Here is a 23,636-nt window from a genome sequence, read left to right on the forward strand (position 1 = left end):
CAGGCGATGCCAAACCGATATCGGCCGAGGCCGGTCGCCGGCCGGGCATCGACCGCGGGGAGGACCGCGTCATGGACGCGGCCCTCACGCGGTGCCGGCCTTCAGAGCTTGGCGTTCACGTGGATGGCCAGGGCGGTCATCCTGGGGACGCTGGCGGTGAAGGTGCCGTCGTCGGCGACCGTGATGACGTGTGACGGGTCGCAGGACTTCGACGCGGGGTCGTAGCCGCCGCCGATCACGTCGCAGTACCGGCCGGGGGCCAGGCGGGTGCGGTAGGTGCGGTTCCAGTCGGAGGACTCGTCGCGGTTGATGACGACGTAGCCGCGGTCGCCCCGGCTGAAGGCGATCTTGTTGCCGGGGCCGCCCTCGGTGTAGTCGGTGTACCAGTCCTGCTCGGGCGCGTCGTGGGCCTTGTTGACGGGGGTGTCGCCCACCGCGTTGCGGAAGCCGACCATGGCGGCGATCTCCGGGTAGCGGTGCTCGCAGATCCATTCGGTGCCGTCGCAGGTGACGTCCTTGGTGGTGCCGCCGCCGTTCGTGGGCGGGCCGGTGTCGCGGTGGGTGAACCCGAAGCTGGACATCACCACGGGCGTGCCGTAGTCCCAGCCGAGCATGAACACGTTGGCCAGCCGGTACGCGGCGCCGTTCTTGTAGGTGAGGATGCGGCGGCCGGACAGGGCGTCGCGCTGGCTGTCGTGGTTGTCGACCATGACGACCGCCTTGTCGCCCGGCTCCATGTCGTCGCCCCAGTTGACGGGGAAGGCGTGCAGCTGGTGCAGCCGGTTGTTCGGGTCGCCGGTCGTCCAGAACTTCATGGCCAGGAAGTCCATGGCCTGCATCTCCGTGACGTCGCCGTTGCCGCGGTACTCCGACGGCCTGACCGCCTCGCCGGAGCCGTAGAGGACCTCCTGGTAGACGTAGGGGTCGCGGGTGCCGGTGGCGGGGAAGGCGGGGTCGGCGGCGATCTGCCTGCGCATCTCGGCGAGGATGGCGGCGAGGTCGGCGGCGGGGATGTGCTTGGCCGCGTCGATGCGGAAGCCGTCGACGCCGAGGGACGCCAGGTCCTTGAGGTAGCCGCCGAGGGTGGGGCGGACGTATCCGGCGTCCTCGGTCTTCAGGTCGGCCAGGCCCGCCAGTTCGCAGTTCTGCACCTCCCAGCGGTCCTGGTAGGTGGCGATGCCGCGGCGGCAGGTGTGGAAGTCGGCGTCGGAGAACGTGCCGGGGTAGGTGTACTTGCCGGTGAAGCGGGTGCCGGCGCTGCCGGTGCCGCCGGACGAGGCGGTGGCGTGGTTGATGACCGCGTCGGCGTACACCTTGACGCCGGCGGCGTGGCAGCGGGCGATCATGTCGCGGAACGCGGTGACGTCGCCGCGGCGGGTGGTGAGCTTGGCGAAGTCGCCCTTGGGGTAGCTGACGGGCTGGTAGTCCTGCCACCACGGGTAGCCGCCCTGCCCGGCGTCCGGCAGGACGATGTGCTCCTGCGGCGGTGAGATCTGCACGGCGCCGTAGCCCTTGGGGCCGAGGACGCTCTCGCACTCCTCGGCCACGTCCTTCCACTTCCACTGGAAGAGGTGGACGATGACCTTCTTGTCGCCGGGCGGGTCCGCGGCGGCGGGCGGGGAGGTGCCCAGGGCGGGGACGAACGCCGCGGTCAGGGTGAGCGCGGCGAGCAGGGCGGTGCGGCGTGGTCGCATTCGCGTGCCTCCTGGATGTGTGGGCGGGACGGGTCCCCCGATCAGGCTCTGGTCAGGATTCGACGAAGACGGCTGTGGTGCGGGCGGGGACGGTCAGGGTGCCGGTGGCGGCGTCGAAGGCGGAGCGGCGGACGACGGGGTCGGCGGACGCGGCCTGGACGGGGTGCAAAGCGACGGCGGCGTCCCGCAGCGCGGGCACCGTCTGCGTCTGCGTCCGCGGGGTGGCGTTGAACACGACGGTGATCGACTTCCAGCGCGGGTCGAGGCCGCGGCCGTCCAGCCGCATGGTGATGACGCCGGGTGTCTCGCCGGGGCCGCTGAGCGGGAAGGTCAGCCGCCGCTGCACGTCCGCGGCCGCGGGCAGGTGGAACAGCGGCGAGGAGTCCCTGATGCGCAGCAGTTCGCCGGTGCGGGCGCGGGCGGCGGCGATGTCGGCGCACGAGGGGCGCAGGGCCGGGTCGGCGAGCAGCGGCCGGGCGTACGGCCACTTGTCCCGGTTGTCGGCGGCGGGCGGCAGCCCGGCGCCGAAGCCGTTGCCGTCGCGGCAGTCCCACAGCAGGCGGTTGAACCAGTCGCCGGAGTCGTAGGAGTTGCGGTCGAGGGACTTGGAGCGCAGCCGTTCGGTCCCGGCGTGCACGAACGGGACGCCCTGGCTCAGCAGCGCCGTCGACAGGGACACCACGTGCATGCGCACGCGGTCGGCCATCGGCGTGGACGGCGGGAGCTTGTAGGCGAGCGCGTCGTACAGGGTCTCGTTGTCGTGCGCGTCCACGTAGGTGACGGCCTCGTGCGGGGCGGCCGTGTAGCCGGCGGGCGCGCCGTTGTAGTCGACCTGCGCTCCGGTGACGGTGCGCCCGTCGGAGGCGGTGAAGCGGTAGTCGCGCAGGTTGCCGGTGAGCCCGACCTTGATCTGGTCGGCGGAGCGCAGCAGGCGGGCGCGCTGTTCGGCGCCGGTGCCGCCCGCCGGTGCGCCGTTGGGCGCCGTCCACAGGCCGGACCCGAAGCCCTGCGCGCGCGGGTCGGGGTCGAACGGGCCGCCGCCGCGCACGGCGTCGCGGAGCCGGTCGTTGAACGTGCCGATGCCGGTGCCGGCCAGGTTCGCCTGCGTGGCCTGCTCGAAGCGGGCGCCGCCCGCGACCTCGCCGAAGTCCCAGCCCTCCCCGTACAGGACGATGGAGCGGCCGTCCACGCCGTCGCGTTCGGGGGTGAGCCGGTCGAGGGCCTGCCGGACGCGCAGCATGCCGGCCTTGGGGTGGTGGCCCATGAGGTCGAACCGGAACCCGTCGATCTTGTAGTGGCGGGCCCAGGTGACGACCGAGTCGACGATGAGCTTGTCCATCATCGTGTGCTCGGGCGCGGTGCCGGCGCAGCACGTGGAGGTGGCGACGCGGCCGTCTTCGAGGAGGCGGTGGTAGTAGCCGGGGACGATGCGGTCGAGGACGGAGCGGGGGTCCTGCCCGGACGCGTGGGTGTGGTTGTAGACGACGTCCATCACCACGCGCAGGCCGGCCCGGTTGAGCGCGGCGACCATCCCGCGGAACTCCCTGGTCCGGGCGGGCCCGTCGGGGTCGGAGGCGTAGGAGCCCTCGGGCGCGGTGTAGTGCAGCGGGTCGTAGCCCCAGTTGAACGCGTCGGTGTCGCGGACGGCCGCCACGCACTCCTGCTGCCGCTCGGAGTCGGGGGGCAGCGCCGCCAGGTCGCAGGCGGGGGCGCGCCGGTCGGTGCGGCGTTCCGGGACGGTGGCGAAGTCGAACACCGGCAGCAGGTGCACATGGGACACGCCGTCGCGGGCCAGGCCGCGCAGCGCCCGCATGCCCGCCGAGTCCCGCACCGCGAACGCGCCGTAGGTGCCGCGCAGCCGCTCGGGGACGGTGCGGTCGGAGGCGGAGAAGTCGCGGACGTGCAGCTCGTAGACGGACGGGCGGCGCAGGGCGGCGGGCTTGCGCAGCCGTTTCCATCCGGCGGGGGCCAGCGACGGGTCGGACAGGTCGATCAGCAGGCTGCGTTCGGAGTCGGCGGTCAGGCCGAGGCTGTAGGGGTCGGTGACGAGGTTGGTGACGACGCGTCCGGCGGACGGCGCGAACACCGTCACCCGGAAGGCGTACCGGCGGTTCTTCCACGAGGGCGCCCCGGTCACCGACCACACGCCGGTGGCGTCGTCGCGGCGCATCGCGACGGTCCGCCCGGCCAGGTCGAGCGCGACGCGGCGCGCGGTGGGCGCCCACACCGACAGCGTCGGCACGCCGCCGCGCCAGACGGGCCCGAGCCGGGCGCGGGACGCCGCCCGTCCGTACACGTCGTCGAGCACGCCGGGGATCTGCACGCCGGTGGCGTTCAGCAGCCGCCCGCCGCGGTCGCGTTCGACCGCCACGACCTGCCCGCGCAGCACCGAGCCGATGTCGCGGACGGCCACGCGGAACGCGGCGTACGAGGCCAGGTGCGGCCACCGCGCGCGCTGCGCAGCGGTCAGCCCGCCCGGGACGGGTGTCAGCGGGACGACGCGGCGGTCGCCGGCCAGGTCGCCGTTCTCCACCCGCACGTTCCCGGACGGCGAGTACACCAGCTCGTGCCGGTGCCCGGTGTCCGTCTTCCACGCGAGCGTGTTCCGGTCGATCCAGTGGGCGCGGGCGTGCGACAGGTCGGCGTCCGCCGCGGCCGGTGCCTGCAGGGCCACCGCTCCCCCGGCCAGCATCACGGCGGCCACCGCCGCCCGCACCCACCGTCGGGCGGCGCTCGTCTTCCGCCGGGAGCGCGTGCAGCGTGCGGTGGGGTGCGGGTACGGGGCGTCCGGAGCGGACGTCGGTCGGCGCATGGCGGGTCACCGCCCGCCGACGGTGCCGCGGGCCTGGGCGGAGGCGGTGCGGCCCGCGGAGTCGCGGACGACGGCCTTGTAGGCGACCGGGGTTCCGGCGGGGACGCCGGCGAGGTCGTGGAAGACGCGGAACGGGCGGGCGTCGTCGGTGCCCAGCACCCGCCACGGGCCGCCGCCGACCTTGGCGGCGAAGGTGACCTGGTCGAAGCCGTCGCCGGGGACGGCGGCGGCGATCTCGGCGCGGCCGCCGAGCGCCGCGGGGAGCCGCAGGGAGACCGAGGGCCGGGCGGCGGGCGCGGCCAGGCGGCCGGCGGCCCGGTAGACGACGGCCGAGCGGGCGGGGACGGTGACGGTCAGCCGCCCGCCGGAGTCGCTGGTCGCCCTGGCCCCCGGCTTGGGGTAGATCGGGGTGAACGCCATGCCCGCCGAGTACGTCGGGACGGCGGCCCGCTGCGGCGCGGCGCCGTTGTTGAGGGCGACGACGTATTCGACCTGGTCGCGGGCGTCGATGCGGGAGAAGGCGTAGACGCCGCCCTGTGCGAGCCGTTCGATCTGGGCGCCGTCGCGCAGCGCCGGATGCCGGGCGGTGAGGTCGGCCAGCGTCCGGATGCCCCGGTAGAGCGGGTGGCCGGTGTCGAAGTTGGCGCGGGCGTGGGTGGCGTCGGTGCCGATCAGGTCGTCGGCCAGGTACTGCGCGGCCTTGGCGGCGAACATCGGGGCGCGGGCCGCCTTGTCGCCGCCCCGGCCGGTGAAGCCCTGCTCGTCGCCGTAGTAGACGACCGGCTGGCCGCGCGTCAGGTACATCAGCTCATGGGCGAACAGGTCGCGGCGCAGCAGCTCGGCGTCCGACGCGCCCGGGTTGTCCTGCTTGAGGAAGTACCCGATGCGGCCCATGTCGTGGTTGCCGAGGAAGGTCGGCAGCGAGTAGGCGTTGGAGTCGGCGTCGGTGTAGACGTCGTCGGCGCGGTAGAGGCGGCTGAGCACCTCGGCACCGGCGCCCTGGGAGGCGTAGGCGCGGGCGGCGGACTGGAAGGGGAAGTCCAGCACCGCGTCCATGCGGCCGGCGGTGGAGTAGCGGGAGATGAACGACGGGTCGTCGCTGTAGGCCTCGCCGAACATGAAGAAGTCCTCGGTGCCGACGCGGCGGGCGAAGGCGCGCATCTCGGGCGCGAACCGCTGCCAGAACTCCATGTTGACGTGCTTGACGGTGTCGATCCGGAAGCCGTCGACGCCGGCGCCGCGCACCCACGTCCGATAGATGTCGATCATGCCGCGGACGACCTCGGGGCGCTCGGTCCACAGGTCGTCCAGGCCGGCGAAGTCGCCGTACTCGTTGCTCTCGCCCTCCCAGGTCGAGTCGCCGCGGTTGTGGTACATCCGCACGTCGTTGAGCCAGGACGGGTTCTTGGTGACACCCTCGATCGGCACCGGCGTGTACGGGAAGGAGGCGGGCCCGAGTTCGGGGAAGGGCCGGCCGCCGCGGGCGTGGTCGCGGTCGTCGAAGGGGCGTCCGGCGGCGTCGCGGTAGGGGTGGTCGGCCTTGGCGCGGTAGGCGTACTGCTTCTCGGCGTAGTCGATGCCGTCGGCGGTGTGGTTGGTGATGACGTCGAAGAAGACCTTCATCCCGCGCCGGTGCGCCTCCCGAACCAGCCGTCTCATGTCCTCGTCGGTGCCCAGGTGCGGGTCGATGCGGGTGAAGTCGGTGATCCAGTAGCCGTGGTAGCCCGCCGAGGCGTTCGCGCCCTCCCCCTGCACAGGCCGGTTCCGGAACACCGGGGTGATCCAGACGGCGGTGGTGCCCAGGCCCTTGATGTAGTCGAGCCTGGAGATCAGTCCGGCGAGGTCTCCGCCGTGGTAGAAGCCGATGTCGGTGGGGTCGTGGCCGGTGGCGAGGCGGTCTCCGGACAGCCCGCCGGTGTCGTTGCGGCGGTCTCCGTTGGCGAACCGGTCGGTCATGACGAAGTAGAACCGTTCGCGGCTGAGCGCGGGCCGTACGGCGGTGCGGGCGAGCAGCCGGTCGGCGGGCGCGCCGGGCGCGGCGAGGGCCGCCGGGGCGAGGGCGGGGACGAGGCAAGACGCGACGACGGCGGCGGTGGCCAGGGCGGTGCCCCGCCGGACGGCGGGACGGCATCGGGGAGAGCGGACCACGCGGGCCTCCCGGGCGGGTGAAACGTGTCGGGGTGGTTGCCGGGAAGTTACAAAGCTTGCAGAGCTCTTGCAAGACTACCGCATGGACTTACAGCAAGCCGTCGACCACATGGAGTGGCAACCACCTCCAGGAAGTGCCGTTTCACCCCCCTCGGGCCACAGAACCCCTCCCCGCCACCGCAGAGTCAGGCAGCACTTTCAGAAAATTTCTGCAAGGTCTTTACGGTTCTGCAAAGTCGTTGCTACCGTCCGGCAACAACCGACTTATGTCCCGGCCCCCCTGCCAGCGGACGGGAGGGCAGCGGCGGGCCACCCCCCGCGGCCCCCGACCAAGCCCCTGAACGAGCCCCTGAACGAGCCCCTGAACGAGGAGGTCCCATGCGGCGCACACCCCTGATCGGCATGCTCGCCGGAGTCGCGCTGACCCTCGCCGCGTGCGGCGGCGACGGCGACGGGAACGGCGGCGGGAAGGCCGAGGACGGGCTCACCGGGCGCGGCCCCATCACGTTCGCCACCGGCAAGGACCGCTCCGGCAACCTGCAGAAGATGATCGACGCGTGGAACGCCGCGCACCCGCAGGAGAAGGTCCGCATCATCGAGCTGCCCGACGAGCCCAACGACCAGCGGCAGCAGATGGTCCAGAACGCCACCACCAGGTCCGACGCGTACACCGTGCTCAACCTGGACGTGGTGTGGACCGCCGAGTTCGCCGCCAACCGGTGGCTGGTCGAGCTGCCCAAGGACGAGCTCGACCTCGCCTCGCTGCTGCCGGCCACGGTGGCCACCGGGGAGTACCGCGGCCGCCTGTACGCGATGCCGCTGAACTCCGACGCCGGGCTGCTGTACTACCGCACCGACCTGCTGAAGAAGGCGGGCGTGGCCGGGCCGCCGAAGACGTGGGCGGAGATGTGGGCGGCGTGCGACAAGGTCAAGGCGCTGCCGGAGGGCGAGGACGTCGACTGCTTCCTCACCGAGGTCGGCAAGAACGAGGGGCTCACCGTGTCCACCGCCGAGGCCGTGGCCAGCGCCGGCGGCGCGATCCTCGACGCGTCCGGCAAGCCGGCCGTCACCTCCCCGCAGGCCCAGGCGGGGGTGCGGTTCCTGGTCGACGCGATGAAGGACGGGCGCATGCCGCGCGCCGCGCTCACCCTGGACGGCGAGGGCGGCCGCCGCCACTTCCAGGCGGGCCGGCTGCTGTTCCACCGGCAGTGGCCGTACCAGTACGAACTGGCCAACGCCGACGACGGGTCGTCCAAGGTCGCCGGGAAGTTCGCCGTCGCCCCCATCCCCGGGCGGAACGGGCCCGGAACGGCCAACCTGGGCGGCCACAACTTCGCGATCTCGGCGTTCGCCACGAACAAGGCGACCGCGCTCGACTTCATCCGGTACATGGCCGACGCGAAGCAGCAGAAGGCCGACGCCCTCGCCACCGGCAAGGCGCCCACGGTCGCCGCGCTCTACGACGACCCGGAACTGGTGAAGAAGTACCCGTTCCTGCCGACGCTGAAGACCGCCATCGAGAACGCCGAGCCGCGTCCGGCGGCCGTCCGGTACGGCGATGTCACCGCCGCGATCCAGGGCGCGGTGTACGACGCGCTCAGCGGCAGGACGAGCAGCGACAAGGCCCTGGCCGACCTGCAGAGCAGGCTCACCCAGATCGCCTCGTCCTGAGCGCGCGGGAGAGACCCTGATGACCACCACGCTCGACCAGACCAGGACCGCGGCGCCCGCCGCCCGCCGCGGCCGCCGCCGCGGCCGCGACGGGTCGCGGCGCCTGGCCGCGCTGCTGCTGGCGCCGACGCTGCTGGTGCTGGCGCTCGTCGTCGGCTACCCCGTGCTCGCCGGTTTCCGCGAGTCGCTGTTCGCCCGCGGGCAGGGCCTGGACGCCGACGGGTTCGTCGTGCAGGGCGACCGGTTCGTCGGCCTGGACAACTACACCGCGGTCTTCTCCGGGGACCGCGCCGAGGTGTTCTGGAACGCCTTCGGCAACACCACGTTCTTCACCGTGGCCACCGTGACGCTGGAGACGCTGCTCGGCGTGGGCATGGCGCTGATCATGCACCGGGCGTTCCGGGGGCGCGGCCTGGTGCGCGCCAGCGTGCTGGTGCCGTGGGCGATCCCCACGGCGATCTCCGGCCTGCTGTGGCGGTGGATCTTCCAGGCGGACGGGGCGTTCAACGCGGTCATCCGCCACCAGGTGCTGTGGACCGCGGACGGGTGGCCGTCCCGGCTGGCCGTCGTCATCGCCGAGGTGTGGAAGACCTCCCCGTTCATCGGGCTGCTGGTGCTGGCCGGGCTGCAGCTGATCCCCCGCGAGGTGCACGAGGCCGCCCGGGTGGACGGGGCGACCGCACTCCAGCGGTTCTGGTGGATCACGCTGCCGCTGGTGCGGCCGGCGCTGCTGGTGGCGGTGCTGTTCCGGATGCTGGACGCGCTGCGCATGTTCGACCTGCCCGCGGTGCTGATCGGTGTCAACAAGCGGTCGGTGGAGACGCTGACGATGCTGTCGTGGTTCGAGGCGAGCAACCTGCGGTACGGGTCGGCCGCCGCGTACGCCACCATCCTGTTCGGCTACATCGCGCTGATCGCGTACCTGTTCGTCAAGCTGCTGGGCGCCGACATCATCGGCGAGGCCCGCCAGGCCCGCAGGGCGGCCCGCGGAAAGGGGAAGGCATGATCGCGGCAAGGGTGCGCGGGCTGGCGCCGTTCGCGGGCGTCGCGGCGGTGGTGGCGTTCTGCCTGGCGCCGTTCTACTGGATGGTGGTCTCGGCGTTCCGGCGGCCGCAGGACCAGTTCGACAACACGCTCGTCCCCGTCCGCTGGTCTGTGGAGAATTTCACCGCGGTGTTCTCCGGCGGCAACGGATTCGGCCGTGCGCTGGTCAACAGCCTGGTGGTGGCCGGGATCACCACCGTGCTCACGCTGGTGATAGGCGTGTTCACCGCATATGCTCTGGCCCGGCTCACGTTCCCGTTCAAGAACGCGGTGCTGGGCCTGATCGTGGCCACCAGCATGTTCCCGGGCATCTCCCAGCTCGTCCCGCTGCTGAAGCTGTTCACCGACATCGGATGGATCAACACCTACCAGGCCATGGTCGTGCCGAGCCTCGGGTTCGCGCTGCCGCTGACGGTCTGGCTGCTGACCGCGTTCTTCCGGCAGCTGCCGTTCGAGCTGGAGCAGGCGGCGATGGTGGACGGCTGCACCCGCGGGCAGGCGTTCCGCCGGGTGATCGTGCCGCTGGCCGCGCCGGGGGTGTTCACCACCGCGATCATCACGTTCATCGCGGCCTGGAACGAGTTCATCATCGCGCTGTCGGTGGTGAACGAGAAGGAGATGCAGACCGCCACCGTGGCGATCTCCAAGTTCACCGGCGTGACCGGGTTCGACCAGCCGTTCGGCACCCAGATGGCGGCCGGGGTGATCGTCACCGTGCCGCTGGTGGTCATGGTGCTGGTGTTCCAGCGGCGGATCGTCGCCGGGCTCACCGCCGGCGGCATCAAGTGACGGCCGCGCACGGCGCCTCCCCCGCGCCGGTGCCGGCGCCGGCACCGGCAACGCACGCACACCGATGAGGATGTTGATGACGCAGCACATCGAGACCGCTCCCGCCGCCCGCCCCGCGGGCACCGCCACCGCCTGGTGGCGCGACGCGGTCATCTACCAGGTGTACGTCCGCAGCTTCGCCGACGGCGACGGGGACGGCATCGGAGACCTGCCCGGAATCCGCTCCCGGCTGCCCTACCTGGCCGGGCTCGGCGTGGACGCGTTGTGGATCACCCCGTTCTACGCCTCCCCGATGGCCGACTTCGGCTACGACGTGGCCGACCACCGCGACGTCGACCCGGTCTTCGGCACCCTCGACGACGCGCGGGCGCTGGTCGGCGAGGCCCACGAGCTGGGGCTGCGGGTCATCGTGGACGTGGTGCCCAACCACACCTCCGACCGGCACGCCTGGTTCCAGGAGGCGCTGGCGGCCGGGCCGGGCTCCCCCGCCCGCGACCGCTACATCTTCCGCGACGGCCGCGGCGACGGCGGGGAGCTGCCGCCCAACGACTGGGAGTCGGTGTTCGGCGGCCCGGCCTGGACGCGCGTCCCCGACGGCCAGTGGTACCTGCACCTGTTCGCCCCCGAGCAGCCCGACCTGAACTGGGAGAACCCCGAGGTCCGCGCCGACTTCGCGGACGTGCTGCGGTTCTGGCTGGACATCGGCGTGGACGGGTTCCGGGTGGACGTGGCGCACGGCATGGTCAAGGCGCCCGGCCTGCCCGACGTGGGCCACGCCGGCCAGGTGACCATGCTCGGCCGGCAGGTGCTGCCGTACTTCGACCAGGACGGCGTGCACGAGATCCACCGCTCCTGGCGGCGGCTGCTGGACTCCTACGACGGCGAGCGCATCGCGGTCGCCGAGGCGTGGGCGCCGACGGCGGAGCGGCTGGCCCGGTACGTGCGGCCCGACGAGCTGCACCAGGCGTTCAACTTCCACTACCTGACCGCGGACTGGGACGCCGCCGCCAAGCGCGAGATCATCACCGAGTCGCTGCGCACCAACGGCCTGGTGGGCGCCCCGACCACGTGGGTGCTGTCCAACCACGACGTCAAGCGGCACGTCACCCGCTACGGCGACGGCGCGGTCGGGCGGCGGCGGGCGCGCGCGGCGGCGCTGCTGATGCTGGCGCTGCCCGGCTCGGCGTACATCTACCAGGGCGAGGAGCTGGGCCTGAACGAGGTGCTCGACCTGCCCGAGGAGTATCTGCAGGACCCCCAGCGCGGCCGCGACCCCGAGTCGGGGCGCGACGGCTGCCGGGTGCCGCTGCCGTGGTCCGGCGACGAGCCGCCGTTCGGGTTCGGCCCGGGCGGCAGCTGGCTGCCCGTCCCGCCCGAGTGGAAGGAGCTGACCGTCGAGCGGCAGTCCGCCGACCCCGACTCGATGCTGTCGCTGTACCGCACGGCCCTGCGGATCCGCCGCGGCCACCCCGCGCTCGGCGACGGGGAGCTGCGCTGGCTGGACGGCGAGCCCGGCACGCTGGTGTTCTCCCGCGAGCCCGCCGACCCGGACGCGCCCCGCCTGGTCTGCGCGGTCAACATGGGGAGCGGCGCCGTGCGGATCCCCGCGCACGGTCGGGTGCTGCTGGCCAGCGGGCCGATCCGCCCGGACGGCGACCGGGTCGTCCTGCCGCCGGACACCGCCGTCTGGTGCGAGATCACCCCGGCGACGGGAGGAAATCCCGCCCGGGGCAGGTAAGTTGTGGCCATGACGATGCGCCTGGCCGACATCGCCGCCCACGCCGGAGTGAGCGAGGCGACCGTGAGCCGGGTACTCAACGGCCGGGCGGGCGTGGCCCCGGCCACCCGGCAGGCGGTGCTCACCGCGCTGGACGTGCTCGGCTACGAGCGGCCGCCGCGGCTGCGCCAGCAGCGCACCGGCCTGATCGGGCTGATCGTGCCGGAGCTGACCAACCCCATCTTCCCGGCGTTCGCGCAGGTCATCGAGAACACCCTGGCGCTGTCGGGGTACACGGCGGTGCTGTGCGCGATGACCCCGGGCGGCATCCGCGAGGACGACTACACCGAGCTGCTGCTGGAACGCGGCGTGTCGGGGATCATCTTCGTCAACGGCGAGCACGCCGACTCGCGCTCCGACCGCGCCCGCTACCTGCGGCTGATCGAGCGCGGTCTGCCGATCGTGCTGGTCAACGGGTACCGCGAGGACATCGAGGCGCCGTTCATCTCCAACGACGACGTGACGTCGCTGGAGATGGCGGTGGCGCACCTGGCCTCGCTCGGCCACCGGCGCATCGGCCTGGCCGTCGGGCAGGACCGGTTCGTCCCCTCGATCCGCAAGACCGAGGGGTTCCGCCGCGGCATGGCCGAGCACCTGGGCGTCACCGACGTGGACGACCTGATCGTCAACACGCTGTTCACGGTGGAGGGCGGGCAGGCCGCGGCGCAGCGGCTGCTGGACCTCGGCTGCACCGCCATCTGCTGCGGCAGCGACATCATCGCGATCGGCGCGGTCCGCGGGGCGCGCGGCCGGGGCCTGCGAGTGCCCGAGGACGTGTCGGTGGTGGGGTTCGACGACTCGCCGCTCACCCCGTACCTGGACCCGCCGCTGACCACCATCCGCCAGCCCGTCCGGGAGATGGGGCTGGCGGTGGTGAGCACGCTGCTGGAGGAGATCGGCGGCGGCCGGGTCCCGCGCACCGAGCTGCTGTACCGGCCGGAGCTGGTCGTGCGCCGCTCCACCGCGCCCGCGCCGGCGCGCCTGCCGGTGGCGGCCGACGCCTCCGCCGGGCGGCGCGACTGACCGCGCCCCGTCGCGCGAGGCGACGGGGCGCCGGAAAGCGAGGGGGGAGGGGCGCGGCCCATGCCCCGCGCCCCTCCCCGCGTCCCCCGGGGGGAGACCGTGCTCAGCGCAGGGGAGGAACTGCCCGCTGAGCCAACCCGAGGGCGTACTCCGGCCACCACTCGCCGGCGGCCGGGTCGGCCGACCCGTACTCGGGGTCGGCGGGGCCGGGGGTGCCGCGGGTGCACTGCCCGTCGGACTCGCCGGGCCGCTTCACCCACAGGAAGGCGTCCACCAGCCCGTTGCCGGTGCGGGTCGTGGGACGCGCGCCCAGGCCGCGGCCGGGCGGGTTGCACCACTCCTGCGGGTCGGTGTACTTGCCGGGCGGGGCGGTCCACGGCCCCTGCCCGTTGCGGCTGGTGTCGATCACGAAGTGGGTGAGCCGGCGCGGGTCGGCGGGCTCGGCGGCCAGGTCGTCCGGCGTGCAGGACGCCGCGCCCGTGCGCTGCCGGAACCGGATGCACTTGGCCACGTCGGTGCCGTAGGACACCAGCTCGGCGTCGGCGCGGTAGTTGGAGACGTTGAGGAAGAACCCGTCGGCCTTGGCGATGCCGCCGCGCAGCAGGCGGCTGACGATGCCGAGCTGGGCGCGCGGCTCCCCGTACCCGGCGTCGTAGTCGTTGATCGACTGCCAGGCCGAGTGGCCGGCGTCGATGTAGACGCCGGTGCGCGGCAGCCGGGTGAAGGTGTCCACCGCGTAGCGGATCTCGCGGAACCGCTCCTCGACCAGGGACATGTCCTCCGGCTGCCCGGTGGTTCCGCCGCCGCCCTCGTTGCACCAGGGCTCGCTGGACAGCAGCGCCAGGCCGTCCGGCTCGACGATCACCACGGCCTCGCCGCCGCCGACGCCCTCGGCGAACGCCCTGATCCACGCGCGGTAGGCCTGCTCGTTCGGGGCGCCGCCCGCCGAGTACTGGGAGCAGTCGCGGCCCGGCACGTAGTAGGCGACCAGGACGGGCACCGACTTCTGCCGTGCGGCGGCGCGCATCGTGGCGCGGACGGACCCGCGCACCTCGTCCGGTGTTCCGCCGGTGAACCACACCGCCTGGGAGATCCGCGACAGGGCTCGCATGTACGCCGCGTCCCGGGTGCGGCCTTCGCGCGCCCAGATCCCGGCCTGCCGCCCGGCGTTGGTGTCGGGCTCGACGTAGAAGCGGACGGGGCCGTCCAGCGGGTTGCCGGGGCGGGCGTGGCCGGCGGCGGGCGCGGCGGTCGGGACGTGCCGCGCAGGCGACCCCGTGGCCTGCGCGGACGCGGCCGTGCCCGTCACCATCGCGCCCGCGAGCGCGGCGAGCGCCACCGCGGCGGGTCCGATGCGTGCTCTCATGCGTGCTCCTCGAAGCTCCTCGGCTTGGGAGCGCTCCCACTCCCCGAGAGTCCCGGGCCGCGCGGCGCCTGTCAACCGCCGGCCGCTGGCGCGCACCCCTCCGCACAGCCACAGCCAGGACTTACTTACGGAATGTGATGGGAGCGCTCCCACACGTTGCGTACCAGCCGTTTTCGCGAACGTAACGGTTGTGTTTCGACCCATTGACAGTGACGCGGAGCACAGTCTTTTCTTCGTGGGAGCGCTCCCACACCCGTTTCACGAACGAGAGGGGTCCCCCAATGAGGGCCACCACGCGCCGCGTCCCCGGCGGCAGGGGACTGAGAACTGGCCTGGCCGCCGTGCTCGCCGGGATTCTCGCCGCCACCTCCGCCTGCGGCGGCGGGGACGACGACAACGGCTCGTCCGGCGGCACGATCGAACTCACCGTCGACGTCTTCGGCGAGTTCGGCTACGAGGGGCTGTACAAGCAGTACGAGGCGTCCCACCCCAACATCAAGATCCGGCAGCGCAAGGTCGCCGAGCTCGACCAGTTCAAGCCGCGCCTGCAGCAGTGGATGGCCACCGGCAGCGGCGCGGGCGACGTGGTCGCGCTGGAGGAGGGCATCCTGCCCACCTACATGCAGCAGGCCAACCGCTTCGTCAACCTGTTCGACTACGGCGGTGCGTCGCTGGAGAAGAACTTCCTGCCCTGGAAGTGGAAGATGGGCATCACCGCCGACGGCAAGCAGCTGGTCGGCCTGGGCACCGACATCGGCCCGATGGGCATGTGCTACCGCAAGGACCTGTTCGAGAAGGCCGGGCTGCCCACGGACCGCGACGAGGTGTCCAACCTGTGGCCGGACTGGAACGGCTTCCTGGAGACGGGCAAGAAGTTCCAGGCGAAGGTGCCCAAGACCAAGTGGCTGGACGGGCCGACCGCCATCTGGCGCACCGCCGTGTCGCAGGAGGGCGGCAAGACCGTCGGCTACACCTACTTCGACAACAACGACAACCTGGTGTTCTCCAGCAACGCGGCGGTCAAGACGGCGTTCGACCTCACGCTGCGCTTCCAGACCGAGAACCTGACCGCCAACATGCGGATCTTCACGCCCGAGTGGCAGACCGCCCTCAAGCGCGACACCTTCGCCACGCTGCCCTGCCCCGCCTGGATGCTCGGCGGCATCGAGGAGTTCTCCGGCGACTACGGCAAGGGCAAGTGGGACGTGGCCAAGCTGCCCGGCGGCGCCGGCGTGTGGGGCGGCTCCTGGCTGGCGGTGCCCAAGCAGAGCAAGCACCCCAAGGAGGCCGCCGAGCTGGCCAAGTTCCTGACCAGCCCGCAGGGCCAGCTGGCCGCGTTCAAGGACAAGAACACCTTCCCGTCCTCGCCGCAGGCCCAGCAGGACCCGGCGGTGACCGGCAAGACCAACCCCTACTTCGGGGACGCGCCGATCGGCAAGATCTTCAGCGAGATGGCCGGCGCGGTCAAGCCGCTGCACCTCGGCCCGAAGAACGAGGACGTGCGTGAGGACGTCGAGGACGTGCTCCTCGGCGTCGGCCAGGGTCAGATCAAGGCGTCCGACGCCTGGAACCGCGCCGTCGAAGCCGCCACCAAGGCGGCCAGGTAACGCCCGCGCCTCCCGGGAGCCGCGACGGGCCGGGAGACCCCGGATACCGTCCCGGCCCCGGAAGCGCGCAGGCCCAGGGGGCCGCGGCGGTGGCGCAGCAGAAGACCGCCCCACCGCGCCGCCGCCGCTTCCTCCGGCCCCGTCCGGCGCCCGCCCCCCGCGGGGAGGCGGGCGCCGCACCGACGCGTCGCAGGCGCGCCGCACCATCCGACGAATCCCCCCGACGCCCAGAAAGGACGTTTCATGAGCGTCGACGTGCGCCCGGCGAGCTCCGGGCGCCACCGGGCGGGCCGAGCGCAGCGGTCCGCTCCGCCCGGCGCGCCCCGCCGCGGCTGGCGGACCCGTCTCGCGTGGCTCGACATGCGGGCCTCGCCCTACCTGTTCATCTCGCCCTTCTACATCGTCTTCCTGATCTTCGGCGCGTTCCCGCTGGTCTTCACCGTGTGGGTGTCCCTGCACGACTGGGAGCTGGCCTCCGGCCTGCGGGAGTTCACCGGGCTGCAGAACTACCGCGAGCTGCTCGGCGACGAGGCGTTCTGGCACTCGGTCGTCAACACGATCGGGATCTTCTTCATGTCCACGGTGCCGCAGCTGCTGCTGGCGCTGTGGGTGGCCAACCTGCTGAACCGGCGGCTGCGCGCCAGCACCTTCTACCGCATCGGCGTGGTCGCCCCGATGGTGACCTCGACCGCGGCGGTGGCGATCGTGTTCGCCCAGCTGTTCGCCCGCGACTACGGCGTGGTCAACTGGCTGCTCGGCCAGGTCGGCATCGACCCGATCGACTGGCAGGCCTCCCGCGGCTGGTCCTGGGTGGCGATCTCGGCGATGGTCGACTGGCGGTGGACCGGCTACAACGCGCTGATCTACCTGGCCGCCATGCAGGCCATCCCCAAGGACCTGTACGAGGCGGCGGCCATCGACGGCGCCTCCCGGGTGCGCCAGTTCTGGCAGATCACCGTGCCGATGCTGCGGCCCACCATCATCTTCACCGTCATCATCTCCACGATCGGCGGCCTGCAGCTGTTCACCGAGCCGGTGCTGTTCGGCAGCGGCCGGATGGACGGCGGTCCGGTGCACCAGTACCAGACCGTCGCCATGTACATGTTCGACAACGCGTTCCGTAGCGACGCCTACGGCTACGGCGCGGCGATCGCCTGGATGCTCTTCCTGATGATCATCGTCTTCTCGCTGCTCAACTTCCTGTTCGTCCGGCGTGCGGGAGGGGCGCGATGACCGCCGTGCTGTCCCGGCCGGGCCGGTCCGGCGGCGCGCGGCGCCGCTCCGGGCGGCTGCGCGGGCTGTGGGACGCCAGCCCGCTGACCTATCTCACGCTGATCGCCGCGCTGGTGCTGTCGATCTTCCCGATCTACTGGATGATCATCGTCGCCACCCGCGGCAACGAGGTGGTGGGCGCCGTGCCGCCGCCGATGACGCCCGGCGGCAACTTCGGCGACAACGTGGGCCGGCTGTTCGACAACCCCGACGCCTACTTCGCCAAGGGCCTGGTCAACTCGGCGATCGTGTCGTCGTGCGTCACCGTCTCCACGGTGTTCTTCGCCTCGCTGGCCGGGTTCGCCTTCGCCAAGCTGCGCTTCCGCGGCAAGAACGCGCTGCTGCTGGTGATCATCGCGACCATGATGATCCCGGTGCAGATGGGCATCATCCCGCTCTACATGATCATGGTGGAGCTGGGCTGGCAGAACCGGCTGCAGGCGGTCATCGTGCCGTTCCTGGTCACCGGATTCGGCGTGTTCATGATGCGCCAGTACGCCGACCAGGCGGTGCCCGACGAGCTGATCGAGGCCGCCCGGGTGGACGGCTGCACCACCTTCGGCCTGTACTGGCGGGTCGTGCTGCCCGCGCTGCGGCCCGCGGCGGGCGTGCTGGGCCTGTTCACGTTCATGCAGACCTGGAACGAGTTCATGTGGCCGCTGGCGGTGCTCAACCCCGAGAACCCGACCGTCCAGCTGTCCATCAACAACCTGGCGAACGCCTACTTCAAGGACTACACGCTCATGTTCGCCGGGACGACGCTGGCCATCCTTCCGCTGCTCATCGTCTTCATCCTGTTCGGCCGCCAGATCATCGGCGGAATCATGGAAGGTGCGATCAAGGCGTGACCTCCGTACAGCACAGCTCCGAACCCGCGCCCGCCGTCGCGTTCCCCGCGGGGTTCCGCTGGGGCGCCGCCACCGCGGCCTACCAGATCGAGGGCGCCGCCGCCGAGGACGGCCGCGGGCCGTCCATCTGGGACACCTTCTGCCGCACGCCCGGCAAGGTGCTGGGCGGCGACACCGGCGACGTGGCGGTCGACCACTACCACCGGTTCCGCGAGGACGTGGCGCTCATGGCCGAACTGGGCCTGACCGCCTACCGGTTCTCGGTGTCCTGGCCGCGCGTGCAGCCGTCCGGCGCCGGCCGGCTCAACCCCGCGGGCCTGGACTTCTACCGCCGCCTGGTGGACGCCCTGCTGGAGGCGGGCATCGAGCCGTGGCCGACCCTCTACCACTGGGACCTGCCGCAGCCGCTGGAGGACGCCGGCGGCTGGCCCGAGCGCGACACCGCGCACCGGTTCGCCGACTACGCCGGCGAGGTGCACGCGGCGCTCGGCGACCGGGTGTCGCAGTGGATGACGATCAACGAGCCGTGGTGCGCGGCGTTCCTGGGGTACGCCTCGGGGGAGCATGCGCCCGGTCGTAGGGAGCCGGCCGCCGCGCTGCGCGCCGCGCACCACCTGATGCTCGGGCACGGCCTGGCGGTCGAGGCGATGCGCGCCCGCCGCCCGCAGAACCGGTTCGGCGCCGCCGTCAACCTGTACGCCGTCTCCCCGGCGACCCGGTCCGAGGCCGACCTGGACGCGGCGCGCCGCATCGACGGCATGCAGAACCGGTTCTTCCTGGACCCGCTGCTGCGCGGCTCCTACCCGGCCGACGTGCTGGCCGACCTGGAGGGGCACGACTTCGACGCGTGCGTGCGGGACGGCGACCTGGCGGTGATCAACCAGCGGCTCGACCAGCTCGGCGTCAACTACTACTCCCGGTTCACCGTGGCGGGCACGCCGGGCGAGGCCACCCAGGCGGCGACGTCCCCGTTCTCCGGCCACTCCCCGTGGGTGGGCAGCGAGTTCGTGCGGTTCGTCGACGGCGGCCGCCCGGTCACCGGCATGGGCTGGGAGATCGACGAGACCGGCCTGCACGAGCTGCTGATGCGGCTGCACCGCGAGTACCCGCCGGTCGCGCTGTACATCACCGAGAACGGCGCGGGCTACGACGAGACCCCCAACGGCGACCTGCCCCTCAATGACACCGACCGCATCGCCTACCTGGAGGCGCACCTGCGCGCCTGCCACGACGCGATCGCCGAGGGCGTGCCCCTGCGCGGCTATTTCACCTGGTCGCTTCTGGATAATTTCGAGTGGGCATGGGGGTACTCCAAGCGCTTCGGGCTGGTGCACGTCGACTACGCCACCCAGCGCCGGGTGCCCAAGGAGAGCGCACGCTGGTACTCGAGGGTGATCCGGCAGGGCGGACTGCCGGACCGCCGCTGACGGCGTCGCACGCGATGAAGGGGCCGGAACAGATGCGGGAGACCAGGGTGCCCGGACGGGCACCGGACACCGGGTTCGTGCGGAGGCTCGGACGGGGGCCCGTGCAGGGGCTCGGACGGGGGCTCGGAGGCAGGCCCGGCGCGGCCGCGCGGACGGCGGGACGCCCATGGCGGTGAGACGCCCGTCGGACCGGCCCACGCTGGAGGAGGTCGCCGCGCGGGCCGGGGTCGGGCGCGGCACCGTGTCGCGGGTCATCAACGGCTCGCCGCGGGTGAGCCGCCGGGCCCGCGAAGCGGTGCTGCGCGCGATCGACGAGCTGGGATACGTGCCGAACCGGGCGGCCCGCACCCTGGTCACGCGGCGGACCGACACGGTGGCGCTGGTGGTGGCCGAGTCCGAGCTGCGGGTGTTCGACGAGCCGTTCTTCGCCGGGATCACCCGCGGCATCAGCTCGGAGCTGAACGCCACCGGGCTGCAGCTGCTGCTGGCGCTGGCGCAGTCCCCCGACGAGTACGCCCGGCTGGAGCAGTACCTGACCGGGCAGCACGTCGACGGGGTGCTGCTGACCTCGCTGCACGCCGACGACCCGCTGCCGGCCAAGCTGGAGGCCAACGGGGTGCCGACCGTGCTGGGCGGGCGGCCCCCGGGCCTGTCCCCGGTCAGCTACGTCGACGTCGACAACCGCGACGGCGCCCGCCGCGCCGTGCAGTACCTGCTGGACCAGGGGCGGCGGCGCATCGCCACCGTCGCCGGGCCGCAGGACATGGGCGTGGGCATCGACCGGCTGGCCGGGTACCGGGAGGCGCTGGCCGAGGCGGGCCTGCCCGAGCTGGTGGTGTACGGCGACTTCAGCGAGGCCAGCGGGGTCGCCGCCGCCGAGGAGCTGCTGGAGATCGCCCCGGACCTGGACGCGGTGTTCGCCGCCGACGACCCGATGGCGCTGGGCGCGATGCGGGTGCTGAAGAAGCGAGGGCGCCGCATCCCCGAGGACGTGGCGGTGATCGGCTTCGAGGACTCGGCCAGCGCCCCGGTGGCCGATCCCCCGCTGACCACCGTCCACCAGTCGGTGGAGGAGATGGGCCGCAGCATGGCGCGGCTGCTGGTGTCGCGGATCCGGGGCGAGGCCGTGGCCGAGCCGGTGGTGATCTTGCAGACCCACCTGGTGCTGCGCGAGTCGGCGTGAGTGCGCCGCGCGCCCCCGCGGGCGCGCGGCCACCTGCCCGAACCCGCGCGTCATACTGGACAAAGTGGCGTACATCACGGTGTACTTGCGGGTACCTCGGTCCGTGCGGCGGACGCCGTATCGCATGCGCCACGCGAGGGCGCCGCCGGTGAGGGGGGGCACGGCCGGACCCACCCCGAAAGGGCGCGGTGCTGCCGCGCCCATGACCCCCGACCTTAGGTGCAGCGATGGCCGCAGTCACCCTCGAATCGGTGAGCAAGGTCTATCCGGGCGGGGTGCGCGCGGTGCGCGACCTGAGCCTGCACGTCCGCGACGGCGAGCTGCTGGTGCTGCTCGGCCCGTCCGGCTGCGGCAAGTCGACCATCCTGCGCATCATCGCCGGTCTGGAGCAGCCCAGCGGCGGCGAGCTGTGGCTGGACGACCGGCCGGCCACCGACCTGCCGCCGCGCGAGCGCAACGTGGCGATGGTGTTCCAGAACGGCGCGCTGTACCCGCACCGCAGCATCCACGGCAACCTGGCGTTCCCGCTGGAGCTGGCGGGCGAGGACCCGGCCGAGATCCGGGCCAAGGTGGTCGAGCTGTCGCGCGCCCTGAAGATCGACCAGACGCTGGACCGGCTGCCCGGCAGCCTGTCGGGCGGGCAGCGGCAGCGGGTGGCGATGGGCCGGGCGATCATCCGCGAGCCGTCGGTGTTCCTGATGGACGAGCCGCTGTCCAATCTGGACGCGGCGCTGCGCACCGACCTGCGGCTGGAGATCGGCGCGCTGGTGCGCGGCCTCGGCGTGACCACCGTGTACGTCACCCACGACCAGGTGGAGGCGCTGACGCTGGCCGACCGGATCGCGGTGCTGCGCGACGGGCGCCTGGAGGACCTCGGCACCCCGACCCAGGTGTACGAGGACCCCGCCACCGCGTTCACCGCCGCGTTCCTGGGCGCCCCGCAGATCAACCTGCTCACCGGGACCGTCTACGCGCAGCTGGGCGAGGGCAGCGTCAGCATCGACCTGGGCGGCCAGGAGCTGCGGCTGCCGTGGACCGATCCGCGGGTGGAGCACCTGGCGCGCCACCACGGCATGCCGATCGTCGTGGGGGTGCGCGCCGACGCGCTGTGGCCCGTGGAGGGGCCGGACGGGGGCGCCGAGCTGTCGGGGCGGCTGCGCGCGCTGGAGTACCACGGGCACGAGTGGCTGGCGCACGTGGAGACGGACGTGCCGGTGGTCGACCGCGACCTGCTCGGCGCGGAGCGGCCGGCGCAGGACGCGGCCCCGCGCACCGAGCCGGCGGTGCTGGACCGGGTCCGTTCGCTGCTGCGGCTGGGGAACCGCCGCGGGGAGCCCGCGCCGGCGTCCGATCATGTGGGCGCGCACCGCCGGTCGGACCTGGTGGTGCGGCTGAGGTCCGGGCACGGGCAGCAGGTCGGGGCGCCGGTGCGGCTGGCGCTGGACGTGTCGCGGGCGCTGTTCTTCGGCCAGGACGGCCGCCGCATCGATCCCGTCCAGCGCTGAGCCGGGCGGGTCCCCCGGGCGGACGTGGAAGGGCGCCGCGGGCCGCTGCGGAGAGGGGTCACCGTCGCTAACGGGCCGCGGCGCCCGGTTCTGGGGCCGCCGGTTCTTCTAGGCGGTGGTGCAGACGGTGCCGTTGAGGGTGAACGCGGTGGGCGCGGTCGCCTGGCCGTCGTGGGTGCCGTTGAACCCGATGGAGGTGGACGCGCCGGGGGCGAGCGTGCCGTTCCAGGAGGCGTTCACGGCGGTGACGGTCGTCCCCGACTGCGACCACTGGGCACTCCAGCCCTGGTCCACGCGCTGCCCGGCGGGCAGGTCGAACGTCAGGGTCCACCCGTTGATGGCGGTGCTGCCGGTGTTGGTGATGGTGACGGACGCGGTGAAGCCGGTGTTCCACTGGTTGGTGACCGCGTAGGTCACCCTGCAGGACGCCACCGGGTCGGGGTCGCCGCCGCCGGGGGTGCCGCCCAGGGCGACGCGCAGCGCGTCGTAGGCGGGCTTGGGCTGCAGGTTCTCGTCCCAGGGCAGCGCGGCGCCCTCGCCGGGGAACACGCCGGGGATCCAGGAGTACTTGTCGGTGTAGTCCCAGATGGTGATGCCGACGCAGCGGGACACGGCCAGGCACGCCTTGGTCACGTCGGAGTACCAGGTGGCCTGGGTGGCGAGCTTGGTGCTGTCGGCTGGCAGCTGCATGCGGATGTCGAGCTCGGTGATGGCGACGTCCAGGCCGAGGTCGGCGAAGCGCTGCAGGTTCTCCTGCATGCGGGACGGGAAGCCGTACTGCAGCGCCAGATGCCCCTGGAAGCCGACGCCGTCGATGGGCACGCCCTGCTCCAGCAGCGAGCTGACGAGCCGGTACATGCCGTCGCTCTTGGCGCCGATTCCGTCGATGTTGTAGTCGTTGATGTAGAGCTTGGCGTCGGGGTCGGCGGCGCGGGCGGCGCGGAAGGCGTCGGCGATGTAGCTCTCCCCCAGCGTGCGCGAGAAGACGCTGTCGCGGAGGGTGCCGTCCTCGTTCAGCGGCTCGTTCACCACGTCCCAGTGCGCGACCTTGCCCTTGTAGTGGGACGCGACGGTGGTGACGTGGTTCTGCAGGATGGACCGCAGCTCGGTGGCGGAGAAGTTGCCGTTGGACACCCAGCCGGGCAGCTGGCTGTGCCAGACGAGCGTGTGCCCGCGCACCTGCTGCCCGTTGCGCTGGGCCAGTTCCACGATGGCGTCCCCGCCGCTGAAGTTGAACTGCCCCCGCTGCGGTTCGGTGGCGTCCCACTTCATCGAGTTGCCGGGGGTGATGGAGCTGAACTCGCTGCTGAGAATGGACACGTACGGGGCGTCGCTGAGCTCGGGATTGTCGGTGGCCGACCCGAAGTAGCGGTTCTTGGCGGCGGCCAGCTCGCCGAGCGTGGGCTCTGCGGCGGCCGCGACGCCCGCCGCGGCGGGCGCCGCGGCCGCCGGCGGCGCGGGCGCGACGGC

At 72.6% G+C, this 23,636-nt stretch carries 16 protein-coding genes; 11 read left to right on the top strand and 5 right to left on the bottom strand.

Translation table 11 applies throughout. From position 1 onward, the window contains the following. Window positions 1-101 precede the first annotated feature (101 nt). The 3 genes from ABD879_RS15090 to ABD879_RS15100 are packed head-to-tail and all read right to left on the bottom strand — an operon-like array spanning window position 102 to window position 6,654. A complete protein-coding gene (locus ABD879_RS15090) occupies window positions 102-1,694 on the bottom strand; it encodes an alpha-amylase (protein WP_345021840.1) in 1,593 nt (530 codons plus the stop codon). A 52-nt stretch (window positions 1,695-1,746) separates the two neighbouring features. Next, a complete protein-coding gene (gene pulA, locus ABD879_RS15095) occupies window positions 1,747-4,506 on the bottom strand; it encodes a pullulanase-type alpha-1,6-glucosidase (protein ID WP_345021842.1) in 2,760 nt (919 codons plus the stop codon). A 6-nt stretch (window positions 4,507-4,512) separates the two neighbouring features. Further along, window positions 4,513-6,654 carry an alpha-amylase family glycosyl hydrolase gene (locus ABD879_RS15100; RefSeq protein ID WP_345021845.1) on the bottom strand — a complete coding sequence of 714 codons (2,142 nt, stop codon included), beginning with the start codon at window positions 6,652-6,654 and terminating at the stop codon, window positions 4,513-4,515. 378 nt (window positions 6,655-7,032) lie between these two features. Here ABD879_RS15100 and ABD879_RS15105 point away from each other — a divergent pair, with 378 nt between their 5' ends. From ABD879_RS15105 to ABD879_RS15125, 5 genes are all read left to right on the top strand, one after another. Further along, window positions 7,033-8,325: an ABC transporter substrate-binding protein gene (locus tag ABD879_RS15105; protein ID WP_345021847.1), complete on the top strand. Its 1,293-nt coding sequence runs from the start codon at window positions 7,033-7,035 to the stop codon at window positions 8,323-8,325. A gap of 19 nt (window positions 8,326-8,344) precedes the next feature. Beyond that, on the top strand, window positions 8,345-9,331 hold the full coding sequence (locus ABD879_RS15110) for a carbohydrate ABC transporter permease (protein ID WP_345021848.1): 987 nt from the start codon (window positions 8,345-8,347) through the stop codon (window positions 9,329-9,331). Then, the gene (locus ABD879_RS15115; protein WP_345021850.1) at window positions 9,328-10,158 is read left to right on the top strand and encodes a carbohydrate ABC transporter permease; all 831 of its coding nucleotides are present in this window, start codon (window positions 9,328-9,330) and stop codon (window positions 10,156-10,158) included. Before ABD879_RS15110 ends, ABD879_RS15115 begins: the two co-directional genes overlap by 4 nt. A 76-nt stretch (window positions 10,159-10,234) precedes the next feature. Continuing rightward, window positions 10,235-11,896, top strand: coding sequence for a glycoside hydrolase family 13 protein (locus tag ABD879_RS15120; protein WP_345021852.1), 1,662 nt, complete (start codon window positions 10,235-10,237; stop codon window positions 11,894-11,896). Window positions 11,897-11,905: 9 nt separating this feature from the next. After that, on the top strand, window positions 11,906-12,958 hold the full coding sequence (locus tag ABD879_RS15125) for a LacI family DNA-binding transcriptional regulator (protein ID WP_345021854.1): 1,053 nt from the start codon (window positions 11,906-11,908) through the stop codon (window positions 12,956-12,958). A 103-nt stretch (window positions 12,959-13,061) separates the two neighbouring features. Here ABD879_RS15125 and ABD879_RS15130 read toward each other — a convergent pair whose 3' ends face one another. After that, entirely contained in the window at window positions 13,062-14,324 is a 1,263-nt protein-coding gene (locus ABD879_RS15130; RefSeq protein WP_345021856.1) for a glycoside hydrolase family 6 protein, read from the bottom strand. Window positions 14,325-14,605: 281 nt separating this feature from the next. Here ABD879_RS15130 and ABD879_RS15135 point away from each other — a divergent pair, with 281 nt between their 5' ends. From ABD879_RS15135 to ABD879_RS15160, 6 genes are all read left to right on the top strand, one after another. Beyond that, a complete protein-coding gene (locus tag ABD879_RS15135) occupies window positions 14,606-15,931 on the top strand; it encodes an ABC transporter substrate-binding protein (protein WP_345021858.1) in 1,326 nt (441 codons plus the stop codon). Window positions 15,932-16,174: 243 nt separating this feature from the next. Beyond that, window positions 16,175-17,164: a carbohydrate ABC transporter permease gene (locus tag ABD879_RS15140; RefSeq protein ID WP_345021860.1), complete on the top strand. Its 990-nt coding sequence runs from the start codon at window positions 16,175-16,177 to the stop codon at window positions 17,162-17,164. Further along, window positions 17,161-18,051, top strand: coding sequence for a carbohydrate ABC transporter permease (locus ABD879_RS15145; RefSeq protein ID WP_345021862.1), 891 nt, complete (start codon window positions 17,161-17,163; stop codon window positions 18,049-18,051). Before ABD879_RS15140 ends, ABD879_RS15145 begins: the two co-directional genes overlap by 4 nt. Then, the gene (locus ABD879_RS15150) at window positions 18,048-19,478 is read left to right on the top strand and encodes a GH1 family beta-glucosidase (RefSeq protein WP_345021864.1); all 1,431 of its coding nucleotides are present in this window, start codon (window positions 18,048-18,050) and stop codon (window positions 19,476-19,478) included. Before ABD879_RS15145 ends, ABD879_RS15150 begins: the two co-directional genes overlap by 4 nt. Before the next feature lie 166 nt (window positions 19,479-19,644). Beyond that, on the top strand, window positions 19,645-20,661 hold the full coding sequence (locus ABD879_RS15155) for a LacI family DNA-binding transcriptional regulator (protein ID WP_285495356.1): 1,017 nt from the start codon (window positions 19,645-19,647) through the stop codon (window positions 20,659-20,661). A 227-nt stretch (window positions 20,662-20,888) separates the two neighbouring features. After that, complete coding sequence (locus ABD879_RS15160) at window positions 20,889-22,166, top strand: ABC transporter ATP-binding protein (RefSeq protein WP_345021868.1); 1,278 nt, start codon at window positions 20,889-20,891, stop codon at window positions 22,164-22,166. 108 nt (window positions 22,167-22,274) lie between these two features. Here ABD879_RS15160 and ABD879_RS15165 read toward each other — a convergent pair. Beyond that, a partial coding sequence (locus ABD879_RS15165) for a glycoside hydrolase family 10 protein (RefSeq protein ID WP_345021870.1) occupies window positions 22,275-23,636 on the bottom strand: 1,362 nt, incomplete at its 5' end.

This window comes from Actinomadura keratinilytica (genome assembly GCF_039539665.1).
GTDB lineage: Bacteria > Actinomycetota > Actinomycetes > Streptosporangiales > Streptosporangiaceae > Spirillospora > Spirillospora keratinilytica.